The organism is Solibacillus sp. FSL W7-1464 (assembly GCF_038004425.1).
Classification (GTDB): Bacteria; Bacillota; Bacilli; order Bacillales_A; family Planococcaceae; genus Solibacillus.
On sequence record NZ_JBBORC010000001.1, the window covers coordinates 2,868,858 to 2,884,113 of the forward strand.

The window sequence follows — 15,256 nt, forward strand, 5'->3', positions numbered from 1 at the left end:
ATTGGAAGTAATCGTGCAGTCAGTCTGTAGTCCAATGACCTCTGAAATCGAGTAGGAGGCTAGCCATTAATTGGCTAGCCGACCTCTCACACCACCGTACGTACGGTTCCGTATGCGGCGGTTCAACCTTTTGAGTATCTTTGCTCGTAAAATTGGGACAGGTCTTTCAGTCCCCATTTTACGAGCCTTTTATTTGGAATGGCTTGGTGTAGAACCTCGCTTCGTGATATTCGCCAGTACCCTTTTCTTGAATGCGCCGTTTTCATCGCTTCATCATGTTGGATTCCGTATTGGCGTAATTTCACATATTTAGTTCGTGGTAGCTTCCACCGTTTCCATATTAATTGACGTAAGCGATGGTTTAACCATCCCTGTAATTCTTGGATGAAAGTTTTCATGTTGGCAACTCCATAGTAATTAATCCAACCAACCGTTGTTTGATTGATTCTTTTCACAATCTCACTAAATGTCCCTGTTCGTTTACGACTCGTCAGTATTCTTAGCTTATCTTTTAGTCGTTTCTTGGCGGACTTGATTGGTCGGTATCCCACTTTCCCGACAGATTTTGTAGATGAAACCCTAAGAATGTAGCTGCTGTTGCGCCACACACTTTACTTTTCTGCTCATTGATTGTGAGACCCAGTTCATCTTCGATAAAATTCTTGACACTGGTCATGACGCGTTCACCTGCTCTTGGTGACTTTACATAAATCACAAAATCATCCGCATAGCGAATGAATCGGTGTCCTCGTTTTTCTAACTCTCTATCTAGCTTGTTTAAATACACGTTTGCTAGAATTGGAGAGAGTGGACCCCCTTGGGGTGTACCTTCTGTCGTTTCAATGAGGATGTCCTTGTCCAATATGCCTGAGCGTAAGAATTTCCATATTAGCTTAAGTACTATTTTATCTGTTATGAATTCTTCTGTATTTCGCAAGTTAAATATGAGCCAATTGTTAATTAAAATATGAGCCACTAAAAATTGCTCTGTTCGATCCATTCTTTCGTTTCTAAAATTCGATAGGAGCCACCAATCATGTTGATGATGTGCGCTCGATGCGTGAGTCGATCGGTTAAAGCTGATGTTAATACTGGATCGTGGAATACTTCTTCCCAGCGTTCAAACGTTAGATTACTTGTTATAATTGTCGCTGCTCGACCGGCACGTAACGATAAGTGCGTGAACAGAAGTTCTGCTCCTTCTTTATCGAATGAAATGTACCCGAGTTCATCGATGATGACTAAATCATACTTCTCAAATTTTAGTTCAAAGGAGCGCAATGTTCTCGCAGAACGGCTTTCCTTTAATTGATTCACAAGTGATGCTACACTTGTGAAATACACTTTATAGCCCGCTAAACAGGCTTCAATGCCTAATCCAATCGCAAGATGGGTTTTACCGGTACCAGGTGAGCCAATTAATAATACATTTTGCTTCTCCTGTATAAACTTTAGTTCCTTCAAATGAGGAAGGCGAACCGCCGCATTTTGCGGCAGTGCCTCTACATCTAATTCCTCTAATAGCTTTTTCTCTGGGAAGTTGGCTAATCGAATTCGATTAGCTTTTGCTCGCACGTATCGGTCCTCCATTTCCTGTTTTAAAGCGAAATAGAGAAAGTCAGCCGGGGTTGTATGTTGTTCAAATAATACTTCTTGTTCAAGTAAAGAACGAATACTTGGTAAACGTAATTCTTTACACATTTCAATCATCTCTTTTTGCTTGTCCATTAATGAACCACTCCTGTTCCTTTAGAATGAAATAATGCTGCTAATGAAGATAAATTATCTAAAGATTGACTGGTGACATCATCTTGGCCAGTTAAAACAGTACGTACTTCAGCTGACTGTTCTGCTAAGAAAATGATTTTTTCCGTTGTTAGATGAACCAAAGGGTTCTTTTCTAGTTCAGTAATGACTTCTAGTACTCTTGTTAGGCAATCTCGTTCTTTGACATAAACAAGTAGTTCTAGAAAATCTTTTTCATTTCCGATATAATAGCGGTGGTAGATATTTTTTATATCTTTTGGTGCTTGGCTCAAACATTCACTTTGGGCTAAGGCACCTTTTTTCTTTTCCAAGGTGTTTAAATAGTGGTAGATATTCATCACCCAGGCATGAACTTGCCAGCTTCGTTTATGCTTCGCGATGCATTCACCTTCGCTAAATAGAAGCACTTCCTCTGCACGAGCTTTTAACTTAATGTATTCTCCTACATGCCCCTCGGGTACAGAGTAGCGATTGTGACGGTAGGTAACCGTACTATATTTATCCACACGTAGCTCCACTAATTCTGCAGGGTCGAACGGTGCCGCTGTTAAACTGCCAGCTCGTTCAGCTTTTTCTTCCAACATCAATTCATGATGTGTTTTCTCTTTCAAATAATGAACGCGACCATTTAATTTTTCGATAATAGAAACTAAATACTCCTGTGCCTCTTCTAAAGAAACAAACGTATCTCGATGCGCAAATGCTTTGCGACGTATGTATTCCACACTTCGCTCCACATGGCCTTTTTCATTGCCTTTACGAGGCTGACAAAGTCGTATTTGAAAATGATAATGCAAGGATAAACTTTTCATACCGTCGGTAATAAAACGATCATAACCGATAAAGTTTTTGACAACTGTACGCATATTATCGTATGTAAAAACGTGTGGCACAAAGCCTAAAGCTTCGATACATTTTACGTGTGCATCCTGTACACAAACCATTGTTTCTGATTCGTAGAGTCGCGCAAAGCGATCGTTACTATAGGCTAGAGTAAATACGGCCATTGAAAAACTTCTTAGTTTTCCATCGATAAATAACTTTACTTCTCCCCAATCAAACTCAATTTCACGACCAACTTTAGGCTCTTGGCGGATGAATACTTCCTTTTGCTTCTTTTCCTCACGATTCACGAAATTGCGAACTGTCGTATAGCCGATTTTAAACCCTTCATCTAAAAGTTTGTCATGTATATCAATAATCTTTAATTGCTGCTTATGCATATTTACTTCACGCTTATTTTCATTCTGTTTCATCATCTCGCGAATACGCTTCATCACCGTATTTGTTAAAGCTCTCTTTTTTCCCTTACGCTTTTTATATGCCGGAGGCGTAACGTAATTATCTGTAATCGGTAAATTCCTTGTATCTTGTTGTCTTGCCGCTAAGTCTTGTTCGATATATTTCTTAACAGTATTTCGTGACATATTAAGCTTCTCTGCAATTTGACGCTGACTTGTATTGTGCTGGTAGTACTCAATCAATACCAATTGCTTTTTCTCCAAACTGATCACCTCTATATCCTCCTAACTTTTAACAGTTAGGATTATTTTGATATAAAGTGGCTCATATTTCAATTGCGTTTGTGGCTCAGTTTTAGCTTAACAAATACATTCTTCCAAATAAGCTCGTAGTCGCTGGTGATGAATCGTATCGAAGTAACTTTTCAAGTCACAGTCCACCACTGTTCGATAACCTTCCTCGTAATATTTCTTAGCGAGGGCAATTGCCTGGTGTTGGTTTCGACCTTTTCGAAAGCCAAAACTTTTGTCTGAAAAGTGTGGATCAATTATTGGTTGGATGACTTGTAGAATGGCTTGTTGAACAACTCTGTCCAATACACATGGTATACCTAGATATCGTTTGGAGCCATCCGCTTTTGGGATAGCTACTCGTTTCACTGGTTGAGGTTGGTAGGAACCATCTTTTAATTTCCTTTTCAATGGTTCCTCATATTTTATTAAATGCGCCTTCAGTCCATCAACCGTGATACCATCGATTCCAGGTGCTCCTCCATTTCCTTTTACTTTCTTATATGCATTCCATAGGTTTCTATGGGACGCAATTCTGTCAATTAAATTGATACTTTCTTGTTTCTTCATTTCCATGTTTACATCCCTACACGCTCTTATATACTCTTTCGCTTCCAGCTTATCCCTCTATAAGTAGCCATCTATTCGGTCTATACCTTGATGTTTTCTGTGTTTTGGCGGGATGTCTCCACCTCCTTGTTTCTTTCAAGATTTAAAAGATTGTTCGGCCCTTCATCTTTTGTCGAAGACTACTATGGCTTCTGCTGACTTCTCTTGATTCATCCATTTATCACTAAACAAATTGTTAATTGAATAACCCTCAAGAGACCTCCCCGGGTAAGCACAACCGCCTTCCTCTCATGTAACTGCCAGATTTACTGTATGGGATTTGGGCAGTATTGGACTTCGCTTTGTTTGGCAAGCTCATCCGTCCCAAGTCAGCCTTTTATCTGATTTCTGTTCGTCAGTTCGAGAGTTTGCGTCCGACTTCCTTCAGATTCCACGTCACCATGGACACCCTTGTCTTTCGCTAACAGTTCCTACTGCCAAGCCTGTAGTGGACTTTCACCACCAGGCTGTTGTGCATGCCGGGCACACCAAATAAAAACGACCCCGCATTTGGAGTCGTTTGTCCGATATTATTTGCCTAAATAAGCATTTAACATCCATGTATGTTTCTCGAGGCTTTGGAATTGGGCGTTCAGTAGATCCTCTGTACGATCATCGCCTTCTTCTGAAGCTGTTTCCATAGCCTTATTTAAAGCGTCCATAATCGTATTGAAGTCTTTGATTAAGATAGAAACCATTTCCTCTGTTTCTTCTTTTCCTGATGCTTCTTCAATTAAAGAAAGGTCTAAATGTTCCTTTAATGTTGCAACAGGTTTGCCGCCCTTCGTTAAAATACGTTCCGCGATTTCATCTAAATTTAATGTTACTTCATTGTAAAGCTCTTCAAATTTTACGTGTAATGTAAAGAATGATGGTCCGTTTACATACCAGTGATAGTTATGTAACTTTGTGTACATTACCGACCATGTTGATACTAAATCATTTAATTGAGTGTTTAATTGTTTCTTTGCCATTGTCCTTCACCTCATAAATTATATTTAAAATTTCTAAGCGAAATTTTAATCCTGATATATAATCAGCTTACTATTTCTATTATTTTTAGAAATGTATCATGCTTGTATTATATCCGTTCTTCCACTTCTTAAAACATTTAGTTCAACCATTATTCACATCCTCCACATTTTTTCCTGTAAAATGGAAGGAAGCGAGGTGAAAAATATGAGTTTACCTATTGTATTGATTATTATCGTAACGATTATGGGAATATTCGCATTCTCTATTATTTTACTTGCCCGAAAAAACAGCGTATCATTAAAACAAACCGTTGATGCCAAACCAGTTCGGACTTATAAAAATGGAGAGCAAAAATAGCAATGAAAAAACTGTTTATCGGATTAATTCGTCTTTACCAAAAATATATTTCGCCTATGACGCCACCTTCTTGCCGGTTCCATCCGACATGCTCACACTATGGAATTGAAGCAATTCAAAAACATGGTGCAATTAAAGGATCGATCATGACCGTTATTCGAATACTAAAATGTCAGCCGCTACATCCAGGTGGATTCGATCCAGTACCTGAAAAATGGCCTTCGAAAAAAAAATAATTTTCGAAGCCTTTTTTTATTGTTTTTTTTTATCGAATCCTGTAAGATTAAAAATGTTCAAAAATACAAATCGTAATTATTACTATTTAAGGAGATTTATTTACAATGAAAAAATGGTTTTCAATCATTTCGATGTTTACACTTATTTTATTATTAGCTGCTTGTAACGCAGACGATACTAAAAAAGATACAAGCGAATCACAGCAAAATGAAGATGCCCTTTCTGTTTATACAACTGTTTATCCATTGCAGTATTTCACAGAACAAATTGGCGGGGAATTTGTTGATGTCTCTTCTATTTATCCAGCAGGTGCAAATGAACATTCATTTGAACCAACCCAAAAAGATATGATGGCGTTGGCAGATGCGGATTTATTTTTCTATGTCGGTCTTGGATTAGAAGGTTTTGTTGAAAATGCACAAAAAACTTTGGCAAATGAAGATGTAAAATTAGTTGCTACAGCTGCTAATGTAACGGAAGATCAGCTCCATATTTCAACAGGACATACACATGCCGAACAAGAGGAACATGATGACCACGGACATGATCACGGCGAAGAGCACGCACATGAAGAACATGATGCCCATGTATGGTTATCCCCGGTTATTTCACAGCAATTGGCATTAACGATTAAAGATGAACTTGTCGCGGCATTACCTGAACATGAAGCTATATTCAATTTAAATTACGAGCAATTAGTAACAGAACTTGCAGCATTGCATTCAGAATTTGAATCGATGGCCGCAGCTACGACGAAGAAAACTTTCTTTGTATCGCATGCTGCATTCGGATATATTGCAGGACATTACGGTTTCAATCAAGTTCCTGTAGCTGGTCTTAACTCACAAAGTGAACCTTCGCAAAAGGAGTTAACGGCAATTGTTGATTTAGCAAACAAAGAAGATATCCAATATATTTTCTTCGAACAAAACGTTTCATCAAAATTAACGGAAATAATTCAAAAAGAAGTAAATGCAGAAACATTAACATTGCACAATTTAAGTGTTTTAACAAATGAAGATATTCAAAACGATGAAGACTACTTTACATTAATGCGTCAAAATATGGATGTCCTCAAACAAGCTTTAAGCAATTAATAACAAAAAGGTCCAAGCATAAAATAGCTTGGACCTTTTTCTTTCGGCATCACTCTTCCAGCAGCTGCATCAGCTTTCTTCGCAAAAGCTTATTGGAGCCGCTTCGAGGTAAGCGGCTGACAAAATGAACTTGTTTCGGGACTTTATAATTTGCTAAGTGATGTGTGCAGAATTCAATGATTTCTTGTTCTGTCATCTGTTTTTTTACAACAATAAAGGCAACAGGTACTTGCCCCCATTTATCATGCTCGATTCCACAAACACCCGCCTCTTTAACATTCGGATGTCCGAGGAGAATATTTTCAATTTCAGCCGGATAAATATTTTCGCCACCTGAAATGATCAAGTCACTGCGGCGATCGACGACATATAAATACCCTTGTTCATCTAAATAACCGACATCTCCTGTATGAAGCCAGCCATCGATGGTCGTCGGTTTGTCTTTAAAGCGTCCGATATATTTCGGTGTTACATGAGGTCCGCGGATTAAAATTTCACCTATGGCATCCCCGTCTTTTTCATCAATTTTAATTTCATTGAAAAACAGCGGCTTCCCGGCCGAACCGATATGTGTCATGGCATCTTCGTTTGCCAATGTTGCAGTTTGTGAAGATGTTTCAGTCATACCGTAAGTTTGGGCAACACGTAAGTCCAATTTTTCCGCACGCTTTAAATAATCGACCGGTACTGGACCCCCACCTGCCAATGCAGTTGTAAAATGCGGATGCGCTTTTTGACCAGCCTGCTCCATTTCAGAAAGTATATTTTCCAATATGACCGAAACGACCGACATTTTTGTAACCGTACCTTCGATAATTTCCTGAGCACACTTTTTGGCATCGAATTTTTCATATAAACGTATTTTCATCCCATACAGCAATGAACGGACAACAATCGAAAAACCACTTATATGAAAAATCGGAACAGTACAAAGCCATGTATCCTTCTCTGAAATGCCTAAGTTCAATGCCGAGCTGATCGCGCTGGAACTATGGTTCGAAACAGTTTGGCAAACGCCTTTAGGAAACCCTGTTGTTCCGGATGTATACATGATCGTCAGTGCAAAGTCCTCTTCCCACTGGGCTGCAATTTCATATTCCGACTCGGCTGTCTCATAGAGCTTGGAAAACGCAATGATCCGGGAATCATCCGGAAGTTTGGCAAGCTCCTCATCGGCCACTAATATCGCGTCCACTTCCGCATCTTCAACTTGATACGCAAGCTCCTGCTTAGCTAGTCTTCCATTTAAAAGCACCATTTCACACTGTGCCTGCATACATGCATAAAGCAGTTCGATTAAAGGAGGTGTTGAAGGTGCTAATATCGCTACCCTTTTTCCATTCGTTAAACGAAGTGTATTTAATTTATATGCTAAGCCGACAGACTTTATATAAAGCTCATTAAATGTCCATTGCTCGTCATGAAAGCTCAGTGCAACCCGATTCGGTGTTAAATAGGCCCGTTGCTTTATCCAGTTTGGCTGCATCTATTTTTTCCTCCTATCGTAAAGAAAAGGGATGTCCAAAGTTTTCGGACATCCCTTTTGAATAGTATAACGAACAAATCAAGGGAAACGTGGGAATTGACCGAAGTCTGGTTTACGTTTCTCTTTGAATGCATCGCGGCCTTCTTTTGCTTCATCAGTTGTGTAGTAAAGAAGTGTCGCATCACCGGCAAGCTGTTGGATACCAGCTAAACCGTCTGTGTCTGCGTTCATTGCAGCTTTTAGGAAACGTAATGCTGTTGGAGACATTTCCAGCATCTCTTCACACCATTTTACTGTTTCATCTTCTAACTGCTCATATGGTACAACTGTGTTTACTAAGCCCATTTCAAGTGCTTGCTGCGCATCGTACTGACGGCATAAGTACCAGATTTCACGAGCTTTTTTGTGTCCTACGATACGGGCCAGGTAACCTGAACCGTAACCAGCATCGAATGAACCGACTTTAGGTCCTGTTTGACCGAAACGTGCATTTTCTGCAGCGATTGTTAAGTCACATACTACGTGCAGTACGTGGCCGCCGCCGATTGCATAACCTGCTACCATTGCTACAACCGGTTTCGGAATTTTACGGATCAACGTTTGTAAATCTAAAACGTTTAAACGAGGAATTTCGTCATCGCCTACATAGCCGCCATGACCGCGTACTTTTTGGTCGCCGCCTGAGCAGAATGCATGCTCGCCCTCACCTGTTAAAATAATTACGCCAACACGCTCATCATCACGAGCACGTGTGAAAGCATCGATCATTTCCGCTGTTGTTTTTGGACGGAAAGCGTTGCGAACTTCTGGACGGTTAATCGTAATTTTTGCGATTCCGTTATAGTATTCATACTTAATATCTTCGTAAGTATGTAAAGATGTCCATAGACGTTGCTTTGTCATATATATTGCCTCCTAATTCGGTTATGAAATCGTTTCCTTTACTATTGTAGCAAACTTTGTCGGATTTTCCACATGAATTGCGTGGCCAACTGCTGGAATAATAAGATGATTTGCTTTTTCAATAAGCTCTTGCATTTCATTGTTTAATTGAACGAATTTTTCGTCAAGCTGTCCGGTAACTAGTGTCACAGGCATTGTTAATGTATTAAGCTTACCCCAAAGTTCCGGCATTACACCTGTCCCCATACCACGCAGACTATTTGCCAGACCGATTTCTTTTTGCTGCATGCGCTCTGATCGAATTTCCTGCTGTACTTCTGCAGGAAGACTTTTTTGAGATGCAAACAGCGGGATATTTTCCCATTTGTTAACGAATGATTCAATCCCATTGGCAAGTATCTTTTCAGCGAGTGTATCATCCGCCTGTTTTCGTATAGTACGCTGCTGTTCATCCAATAGGCCTGGAGAAGAACTTTCCAAAAGCAGATGCTCGATTCCAGACGGATAACAAACCGCATAGCTAAGCGCCACACGACCTCCCATCGAATAGCCTACAAGCGTAAAAGTATCAAGCTGTAATTGATGGAACAGTTCATGCAGCAGTTCCACTTGAAATGCCATCGAGTAACATTCAACAGTAGTCGGTGCTGCTGTTTTACCATGTCCGATCAGATCAACAGCGATACACCGGATGTTTGACGGCAGTTGCGAAATAATCTTTTTCCAAGTATTTGTGCTCCCTGTAAAACCGTGGAGAAATACAATCGTTTGAGCTTCCTGTTCATTCCACTGTTCAATATGCACTTCCAACCCTTTTACAGTGAATCGAGCCATTGTTCCATCACCTCATGAATCCGTGCCCATAGCTGACGATGCTGCTTCACATTCTCTTCCCGATTTGTGAAAGCTTCGATTAATTTAATGGATGTTTGTTTTTCCGCAGACAATGCAGCCGTAAATTGATCCAATGATGTTGCATTTACGTAATCCAGCCCATACATTTTGGCCATTTGTTCGAATGTCAATGCAGTCGGTGTACCAAAAAGATCTTCATAATGCTCCTCTACCTTCGATTGCGGTAAATAAGAGAAAATGCCGCCACCGTCATTATTCATGACAATTACCGTTAAATCGCACTCCTGATATCGGCTCGCCACAAACGCATTGGCATCATGTAAAAATGCTAAATCCCCAATCAATAAGTACGTTTTACGGTTTTTGCGACCATTACTGAAGCCAAGTGCTGTAGATGTTACCCCATCAATCCCGTTTGCTCCGCGGTTTGCGAAAATTTGGACAGGACGATTTTGTGTAAGTAAAAACGTATCGATATCACGAATCGGCATACTGCTGCTGACATAAATGTCGGCGTCTTCCTCAATACTTGTAAGGAATGCCTGTACCATTGCCCCTTCGTCATCGGCAAATTGACTGTACTTTTCAATAACATCAGCTGCTAGCAGATCTGCCATTTTCCAAAATTGAACGTAAGCCATTTCTGCTTGGGAATGCCCTAACTTCACATCTGACAGCCATTCTCCTGGCAAGGCATGAATGAAATGTGTCGACATATGAGTAGAATCTCTATACATCGGATCTTCATCGATGACAATGTAGCTTTGCGGGTTTGCCTGTACGATAAACTGCATTAAAAATTTAGAAACAGGCTGTGCCCCGAAACGAATGACCGTTTGTGGTCGGACATTTCGCTTGAAGCGCTCATTTTTCATCAATGCATCATATGTAGTAATCGCATAGATTTGGCAATCTTCCGGTATTTCTGTGCGCAGGTTCGATAAGCTTTCCATCATTACCGGCCATTTCACTTCACGAATAAAATCCCATAAATGTTCCGTGTTCGTTCCTAGCGGCAATTCCCCTACGATCAGGATTCCGGTCGTTGTTTGTTCGATGATTTCTGTCAGTTCAGCTACCGCTTGCTTGGCAGGCTGAAGCTCATTTGTATAGCTTTTAATATAGGTTGAAACCGGCAATGTTTCCGCAAAATCGATGATTAACGGTTCACGGAAAGGTATATTTAAATGGACCGGTCCAAACGGTGCTGTTGTTGCAATATTTACCGCACGCACTGTATGGCGTTCGATAAATGGAAGCGTTTGCGGTGCCTCATCCGGAATCGGAAATTCTGCCGACCATTTTACATTTTCACCGTATAACCGCACTTGATTAATCGTCTGAGGTGCTCCTACTTCACGCAATTCATGCGGACGGTCTGCTGTTAAAACGATTAGCGGCACTCGTGCATATTTTGCTTCGACAATGGCCGGATAGTAATTGGCCGCCGCTGTTCCCGAGGTACAAACGAGTACGACTGGTTTTGCAGTCGATTTAGCTAAGCCCAGCGCATAAAAGGCTGCGGCCCGTTCATCGACTTGGCGATGCATTTCGATTTCCTTCGTTGAGGCAAATGCATAGGCAAGCGGTGTAGAGCGGGAGCCGGGACTAACGACAACCTGCTCAACACCTGATGCTACTAACGCTGACACAATTGTGTAAACATAATTGGATAATACTTCACGTTCATTCATGTAACTGGCCTCCTAAAGCTCGAAGCATTGGACGGAATTTCACGAGTGTCTCTTCATATTCCGATTGTGCTTCCGAATCTTCGACAATGCCTCCGCCTGCATATAAGTACGCTTTATCCTGTACTAACGCTGCCGAACGAATTGCTACTGCAAACTCGCCGTTTCCATCGGCATCCAGCCAGCCGATTGGTGCCGCATACAGCCCTCGGTTCATCGGTTCATATGTTCGGATTATTTTCATTGCCTGTTCACGCGGGACACCGCCTAAAGCTGGTGTTGGATGCAAATGTTTTACGAGCTGTAAAATGGTCGCATCTTCATTCAACTGTCCTTCAACTGGTGTATATAAATGCTGGATATCACGAATTTTTAATAGCTTCGGTCCATGAGGGACTTTTACTCCCTTACAATTTTTGTTAAATGTATCGGTAATCATCTCAACCACATAATGATGCTCACCAAGGTTTTTCATATCGCTCAGCAACGTTTTTCCTAATTCCTCGTCGGCTTCAGCTGTTGTACCGCGCTTAATCGAGCCTGCCACACATGAAGAATAGGCACGTCCGTTGTCTACTTTGACTAAACGTTCAGGTGATGCACCGTAAAACAGTAAATCACCATGCTCCAAGCCAAACAAATAGCTCTCCGGCTGCTCATGTACGACATGCGATAAAATTTGCGGAGATGTAATCTTTTCCTCAAATTGCAATGCTAAAGATCGTGCAATGACAACCTTTTGCGCCTCGTTTGCTTTGATCAGGCTTGTCACTTTATTGATGGAGTTCAAATATTCCTGCTTAAATGGTTCCATATAGCTTGTCATCGTCGGTTTCGGATAAGTTTTCACTTCCTTCACCTGTGCTGCATGAATAAGTTCATCACGTTCTTTACGAAGTGCTTCAAACGTTTTCGCGCTGTTTTCCTCATCCGTAATATAGTTGATTGTTACATAAGCTTTATCATTGCGAATAACTAATTGATGTGTTGCGACAGTAAAATAGCTTTGCGGGAAGTTTGTCCATTCTGCCGAAACTTCATTTTGTGGATCAAAAGTAAAGCCGCCGAAAAGGATTGGCTGCAGATGCTGATCTTCCTGTATAATTTGACTCGTCAGTTTTTTCCATTCATGTTCTACTAAATCAAAACGGGCGTCAGACGCATTGTTTTCGATTGTATAGGCATGTCCTAAACCAACCAATGTAAAGGTTTTTTCACGATTTTGCCAGTAGTTGCGTTTTCCATTATACTTCGATTCGCCCGCCGCAAAAAATGCCAATGCGGATAATCGGCTTACTTCGATTGTTTCCATATAAAAAATTTGCTTTGAATTTGAGCCTACTTCTATTTCAGTGGCGTTGTACCACTTGTGTTGCATGAAAATTCCCTCCGTCATGTTGCAAATTCACTAAGTATGATGCAAGTATAGCGTTATTTTAATACGTACCTGAATTTTTATATAATTTGCTCATTTTTTTGCGTTCGCGCAGTAAATAATACCTTCCTATCATAACATTTTTCGAGCAAACGTTACATGTATTGACCCTTCACTCTGTTCAATTTGTTTTATTTGCATTACAATAGTTTAGATAATTGTATTTAGTTAGGAGCGTTTTTTTATGACAAAAGTCGTTGAAGCGGACAAGGGATTTAAAGTCTGGTGGCATTTAACACGTCCCCACACATTAACAGCTTCATTTGTACCTGTATTATTAGGTACGTCTATGGCACTTTCAATAAATCATGAAATAATTCATTTCGGACTATTTTTTGCAATGCTTATTGCCAGTATGCTGATACAGGCAGCAACGAATATGTTCAATGAATACTATGATTATAAACTTGGCCTGGATAATGAAAACTCAGTCGGTATTGGAGGCACAATCGTCCGACATGGGGTAGCACCAAAAACAATTATGGCTATCGCGCTAAGCTTTTACGCTATCGCGATGCTATTAGGCGTATACATATGTGCCATGACATCCTGGTGGCTTGTTGCTGTCGGTCTTGTATGTATGCTGATCGGCTATTTGTATACTGGAGGACCGTATCCGATTGCCTATTCACCGTTCGGGGAGCTGGTTTCAGGGGCAGTAATGGGTATGGGTATTGTTCTAATTGCCTTCTTTATTCAAACAGGAGATGTAACAGCTGATGCTGTAATTATTTCTGTGCCGAGTATGATTTTAGTTGGGGCAATTATGCTATCTAATAATATCCGGGATATTGTTGGAGATACAGAAGGCGGACGTAAAACGATGGCCATTTTAGTTGGCCGACATAACGCTGTAACAGTACTTGCTGGTTTCTTTATTGTTTCGTATATTTGGATCATTGTTCTTATCGTTCTTGGTCATTTGACACCATGGGCACTACTAGTATTATTAAGCGTTAAGAAACCGTTTGAAGCGATTAAGTTATTCCGAGCGAAAGAAAAACCGCTTGAAGTAATGCCGGCAATGAAATTTACAGCCCAAACCAACACGATTTTCGGTTTCTTGTTGGCTGTAGGTCTATTAATTTCATATTTTATTTAAAACTGGTAGAGGTATGTTGAATGATCAACATACCTCTTTAACTATTCAGTCACTTCTTCTACATGATCAATACATGTTAGAGTTGTCGGAACCGCTTCTAAACGCTCAAAGGGAATCTCTTTCCCACATACGATACATTCCCCGTACGTACCCTCATCCATTGCGTTTAAAGCCGTTTGAATTTTTTCGATTTCGTCTTCCTTCAATTCACTTAATGTTTTTTCTGTAACAATTGTCGTTAAATCTGTTGCTGCGTCTGCCGGATGATTATCAACTGCAGTTATTTCTGTATCCTCTAAAGGAGGTTCTTCACTAACATGTTCCTGCAACGTTGCAAGCTCCTCTTCCAAAATGCTGCGTAATTGTTGTAATTGATTGATATCCATATAAAATCCCCCTTTTTTCCATTAATAAAATATTACCTATATGAGGATTTCTAAACATCTTTTCTTATTTGTTCGCTGCATAAACAGTGATTACATCATGCAAAAACTGTGTAGCACCGGTACCGATACGCTCATCATAGTAAGCAGTAAACCGTTCATCGCCTACATACATTTGTGCTAGGCCTATATGTGCTTCTGGAGTATACTTTGCCCAGGAGAAGCTTAGCCAGCGTTTATGAAGCTCCGCTGCTTCCATAGCAACGTCTGACGTTACGTCACCGGACACCATTGCTTCTTTTAATCGTTCAAATAGTTGGTTCTCCAATTGCTGCATTGCATTAAATTGCTCTTCAGTCATATCCTTAAATTTTTTATTGCTTGCATCCACTTGAGACTCACCGTATTTCTCACGTACTTCCTGGCCGTAGTTCTTCTCGTTTTCTTCAATCAATTTGTTTTTAAACACGTCAAACTTTTGTTCATTTGTCATTTTAATTTCCCCTTCCATCGTTTGGATTGTTTGTTCTATTGTTATTAGTAAGTCGTCGATATATCGTTTTTTCTTTTGCAAAAGCTCAGATTGTTTTTTTAGTGCTTCTTTTACTTCATAATCAGGATGACCGAGCAATTTTTTTATTTCCTCTAACTTAAAATCAAGCTCCCGATAAAATAGTATTTGCTGTAACCGGTCAATATCCTGTTGACTATATTGACGGTAGCCATTTTCCGCAACTGCAGAAGGTCGCAGCAAACCGATTTCATCATAATAACGCAGTGTGCGTGCACTCACACCCGAAAGCTTTACTAGTTCGTTAATCAGCACG

Annotated in this window: 17 protein-coding genes; 4 read left to right on the top strand and 13 right to left on the bottom strand. The window is 40.3% G+C overall.

Annotated elements, in window-relative coordinates:
- Window positions 1–122 precede the first annotated feature (122 nt).
- The 6 genes from MKZ25_RS14115 to MKZ25_RS14140 all read right to left on the bottom strand — a co-directional run bounded on the left by MKZ25_RS14115 (window position 123) and on the right by MKZ25_RS14140 (window position 4,882).
- Window positions 123–608 carry a group II intron maturase-specific domain-containing protein gene (locus MKZ25_RS14115; protein WP_340801943.1) on the bottom strand — a complete coding sequence of 162 codons (486 nt, stop codon included), beginning with the start codon at window positions 606–608 and terminating at the stop codon, window positions 123–125.
- Complete coding sequence (locus MKZ25_RS14120) at window positions 512–1,000, bottom strand: reverse transcriptase domain-containing protein (protein WP_340802094.1); 489 nt, start codon at window positions 998–1,000, stop codon at window positions 512–514. The genes MKZ25_RS14115 and MKZ25_RS14120 overlap by 97 nt, the downstream gene beginning before the upstream one ends.
- Entirely contained in the window at window positions 976–1,728 is a 753-nt protein-coding gene (istB, locus tag MKZ25_RS14125; RefSeq protein WP_340716297.1) for an IS21-like element helper ATPase IstB, read from the bottom strand. The genes MKZ25_RS14120 and istB overlap by 25 nt, the downstream gene beginning before the upstream one ends.
- Entirely contained in the window at window positions 1,728–3,281 is a 1,554-nt protein-coding gene (gene istA / locus MKZ25_RS14130) for an IS21 family transposase (protein ID WP_340716296.1), read from the bottom strand. Before istA ends, istB begins: the two co-directional genes overlap by 1 nt.
- A gap of 87 nt (window positions 3,282–3,368) precedes the next feature.
- Complete coding sequence (locus tag MKZ25_RS14135) at window positions 3,369–3,869, bottom strand: reverse transcriptase domain-containing protein (RefSeq protein WP_340802095.1); 501 nt, start codon at window positions 3,867–3,869, stop codon at window positions 3,369–3,371.
- Between the two features lie 569 nt (window positions 3,870–4,438).
- Window positions 4,439–4,882 carry a Dps family protein gene (locus tag MKZ25_RS14140; RefSeq protein ID WP_340802096.1) on the bottom strand — a complete coding sequence of 148 codons (444 nt, stop codon included), beginning with the start codon at window positions 4,880–4,882 and terminating at the stop codon, window positions 4,439–4,441.
- Between the two features lie 205 nt (window positions 4,883–5,087).
- Between MKZ25_RS14140 and MKZ25_RS14145 the strand changes: the two genes are divergently transcribed.
- From MKZ25_RS14145 to MKZ25_RS14155, 3 genes are all read left to right on the top strand, one after another.
- Window positions 5,088–5,240: a hypothetical protein gene (locus MKZ25_RS14145; protein ID WP_340802097.1), complete on the top strand. Its 153-nt coding sequence runs from the start codon at window positions 5,088–5,090 to the stop codon at window positions 5,238–5,240.
- 2 nt (window positions 5,241–5,242) lie between these two features.
- Window positions 5,243–5,476 (top strand): membrane protein insertion efficiency factor YidD, encoded by a 234-nt coding sequence (yidD, locus tag MKZ25_RS14150; protein WP_340802098.1) that lies wholly within the window; start codon window positions 5,243–5,245, stop codon window positions 5,474–5,476.
- 105 nt (window positions 5,477–5,581) lie between these two features.
- Window positions 5,582–6,574 carry a metal ABC transporter solute-binding protein, Zn/Mn family gene (locus MKZ25_RS14155; RefSeq protein WP_340802099.1) on the top strand — a complete coding sequence of 331 codons (993 nt, stop codon included), beginning with the start codon at window positions 5,582–5,584 and terminating at the stop codon, window positions 6,572–6,574.
- Window positions 6,575–6,623: 49 nt separating this feature from the next.
- On the opposite strand, the gene MKZ25_RS14160 is transcribed toward MKZ25_RS14155, so the two are convergent.
- The 5 genes from MKZ25_RS14160 to MKZ25_RS14180 form a co-directional block, all read right to left on the bottom strand.
- Window positions 6,624–8,060 (bottom strand): o-succinylbenzoate--CoA ligase, encoded by a 1,437-nt coding sequence (locus tag MKZ25_RS14160; RefSeq protein ID WP_340802100.1) that lies wholly within the window; start codon window positions 8,058–8,060, stop codon window positions 6,624–6,626.
- A 78-nt stretch (window positions 8,061–8,138) separates the two neighbouring features.
- Window positions 8,139–8,963, bottom strand: coding sequence for a 1,4-dihydroxy-2-naphthoyl-CoA synthase (menB, locus tag MKZ25_RS14165; protein ID WP_340716047.1), 825 nt, complete (start codon window positions 8,961–8,963; stop codon window positions 8,139–8,141).
- A gap of 21 nt (window positions 8,964–8,984) precedes the next feature.
- Window positions 8,985–9,797 (bottom strand): 2-succinyl-6-hydroxy-2,4-cyclohexadiene-1-carboxylate synthase, encoded by an 813-nt coding sequence (gene menH / locus MKZ25_RS14170; protein WP_340802101.1) that lies wholly within the window; start codon window positions 9,795–9,797, stop codon window positions 8,985–8,987.
- Complete coding sequence (gene menD, locus MKZ25_RS14175) at window positions 9,779–11,512, bottom strand: 2-succinyl-5-enolpyruvyl-6-hydroxy-3-cyclohexene-1-carboxylic-acid synthase (RefSeq protein WP_340802102.1); 1,734 nt, start codon at window positions 11,510–11,512, stop codon at window positions 9,779–9,781. Before menD ends, menH begins: the two co-directional genes overlap by 19 nt.
- Window positions 11,505–12,887 carry an isochorismate synthase gene (locus tag MKZ25_RS14180; RefSeq protein ID WP_340802103.1) on the bottom strand — a complete coding sequence of 461 codons (1,383 nt, stop codon included), beginning with the start codon at window positions 12,885–12,887 and terminating at the stop codon, window positions 11,505–11,507. Before MKZ25_RS14180 ends, menD begins: the two co-directional genes overlap by 8 nt.
- 241 nt (window positions 12,888–13,128) lie before the next feature.
- On the opposite strand from MKZ25_RS14180, the gene MKZ25_RS14185 reads away from it, so the two are divergent.
- A complete protein-coding gene (locus MKZ25_RS14185; protein WP_340802104.1) occupies window positions 13,129–14,046 on the top strand; it encodes a 1,4-dihydroxy-2-naphthoate polyprenyltransferase in 918 nt (305 codons plus the stop codon).
- A 41-nt stretch (window positions 14,047–14,087) separates the two neighbouring features.
- Here the strand turns inward: MKZ25_RS14185 and MKZ25_RS14190 are convergent, their stop codons facing one another.
- Window positions 14,088–14,432 carry a TraR/DksA C4-type zinc finger protein gene (locus tag MKZ25_RS14190; RefSeq protein ID WP_340802105.1) on the bottom strand — a complete coding sequence of 115 codons (345 nt, stop codon included), beginning with the start codon at window positions 14,430–14,432 and terminating at the stop codon, window positions 14,088–14,090.
- Window positions 14,433–14,496: 64 nt separating this feature from the next.
- A complete protein-coding gene (locus tag MKZ25_RS14195) occupies window positions 14,497–15,255 on the bottom strand; it encodes a MerR family transcriptional regulator (RefSeq protein ID WP_340802106.1) in 759 nt (252 codons plus the stop codon).
- Window position 15,256 lies beyond the last annotated feature (1 nt).

Excerpts from the sequence above, each read along its gene's own strand:
- MKZ25_RS14120 (WP_340802094.1), bottom strand. The coding sequence starts at position 1,000 with ATGGATCGAACAGAGCAATTTTTAGTGGCTCATATTTTAATTAACAAT.
- istB (WP_340716297.1), bottom strand. The coding sequence starts at position 1,728 with ATGGACAAGCAAAAAGAGATGATTGAAATGTGTAAAGAATTACGTTTA.
- MKZ25_RS14135 (WP_340802095.1), bottom strand. The coding sequence starts at position 3,869 with ATGAAGAAACAAGAAAGTATCAATTTAATTGACAGAATTGCGTCCCAT.
- MKZ25_RS14140 (WP_340802096.1), bottom strand. The coding sequence starts at position 4,882 with ATGGCAAAGAAACAATTAAACACTCAATTAAATGATTTAGTATCAACA.
- MKZ25_RS14145 (WP_340802097.1), top strand. The coding sequence starts at position 5,088 with ATGAGTTTACCTATTGTATTGATTATTATCGTAACGATTATGGGAATA.
- yidD (WP_340802098.1), top strand. The coding sequence starts at position 5,243 with ATGAAAAAACTGTTTATCGGATTAATTCGTCTTTACCAAAAATATATT.
- MKZ25_RS14155 (WP_340802099.1), top strand. The coding sequence starts at position 5,582 with ATGAAAAAATGGTTTTCAATCATTTCGATGTTTACACTTATTTTATTA.
- MKZ25_RS14160 (WP_340802100.1), bottom strand. The coding sequence starts at position 8,060 with ATGCAGCCAAACTGGATAAAGCAACGGGCCTATTTAACACCGAATCGG.
- menB (WP_340716047.1), bottom strand. The coding sequence starts at position 8,963 with ATGACAAAGCAACGTCTATGGACATCTTTACATACTTACGAAGATATT.
- menH (WP_340802101.1), bottom strand. The coding sequence starts at position 9,797 with ATGGCTCGATTCACTGTAAAAGGGTTGGAAGTGCATATTGAACAGTGG.
- menD (WP_340802102.1), bottom strand. The coding sequence starts at position 11,512 with ATGAATGAACGTGAAGTATTATCCAATTATGTTTACACAATTGTGTCA.
- MKZ25_RS14180 (WP_340802103.1), bottom strand. The coding sequence starts at position 12,887 with ATGCAACACAAGTGGTACAACGCCACTGAAATAGAAGTAGGCTCAAAT.
- MKZ25_RS14185 (WP_340802104.1), top strand. The coding sequence starts at position 13,129 with ATGACAAAAGTCGTTGAAGCGGACAAGGGATTTAAAGTCTGGTGGCAT.
- MKZ25_RS14190 (WP_340802105.1), bottom strand. The coding sequence starts at position 14,432 with ATGGATATCAATCAATTACAACAATTACGCAGCATTTTGGAAGAGGAG.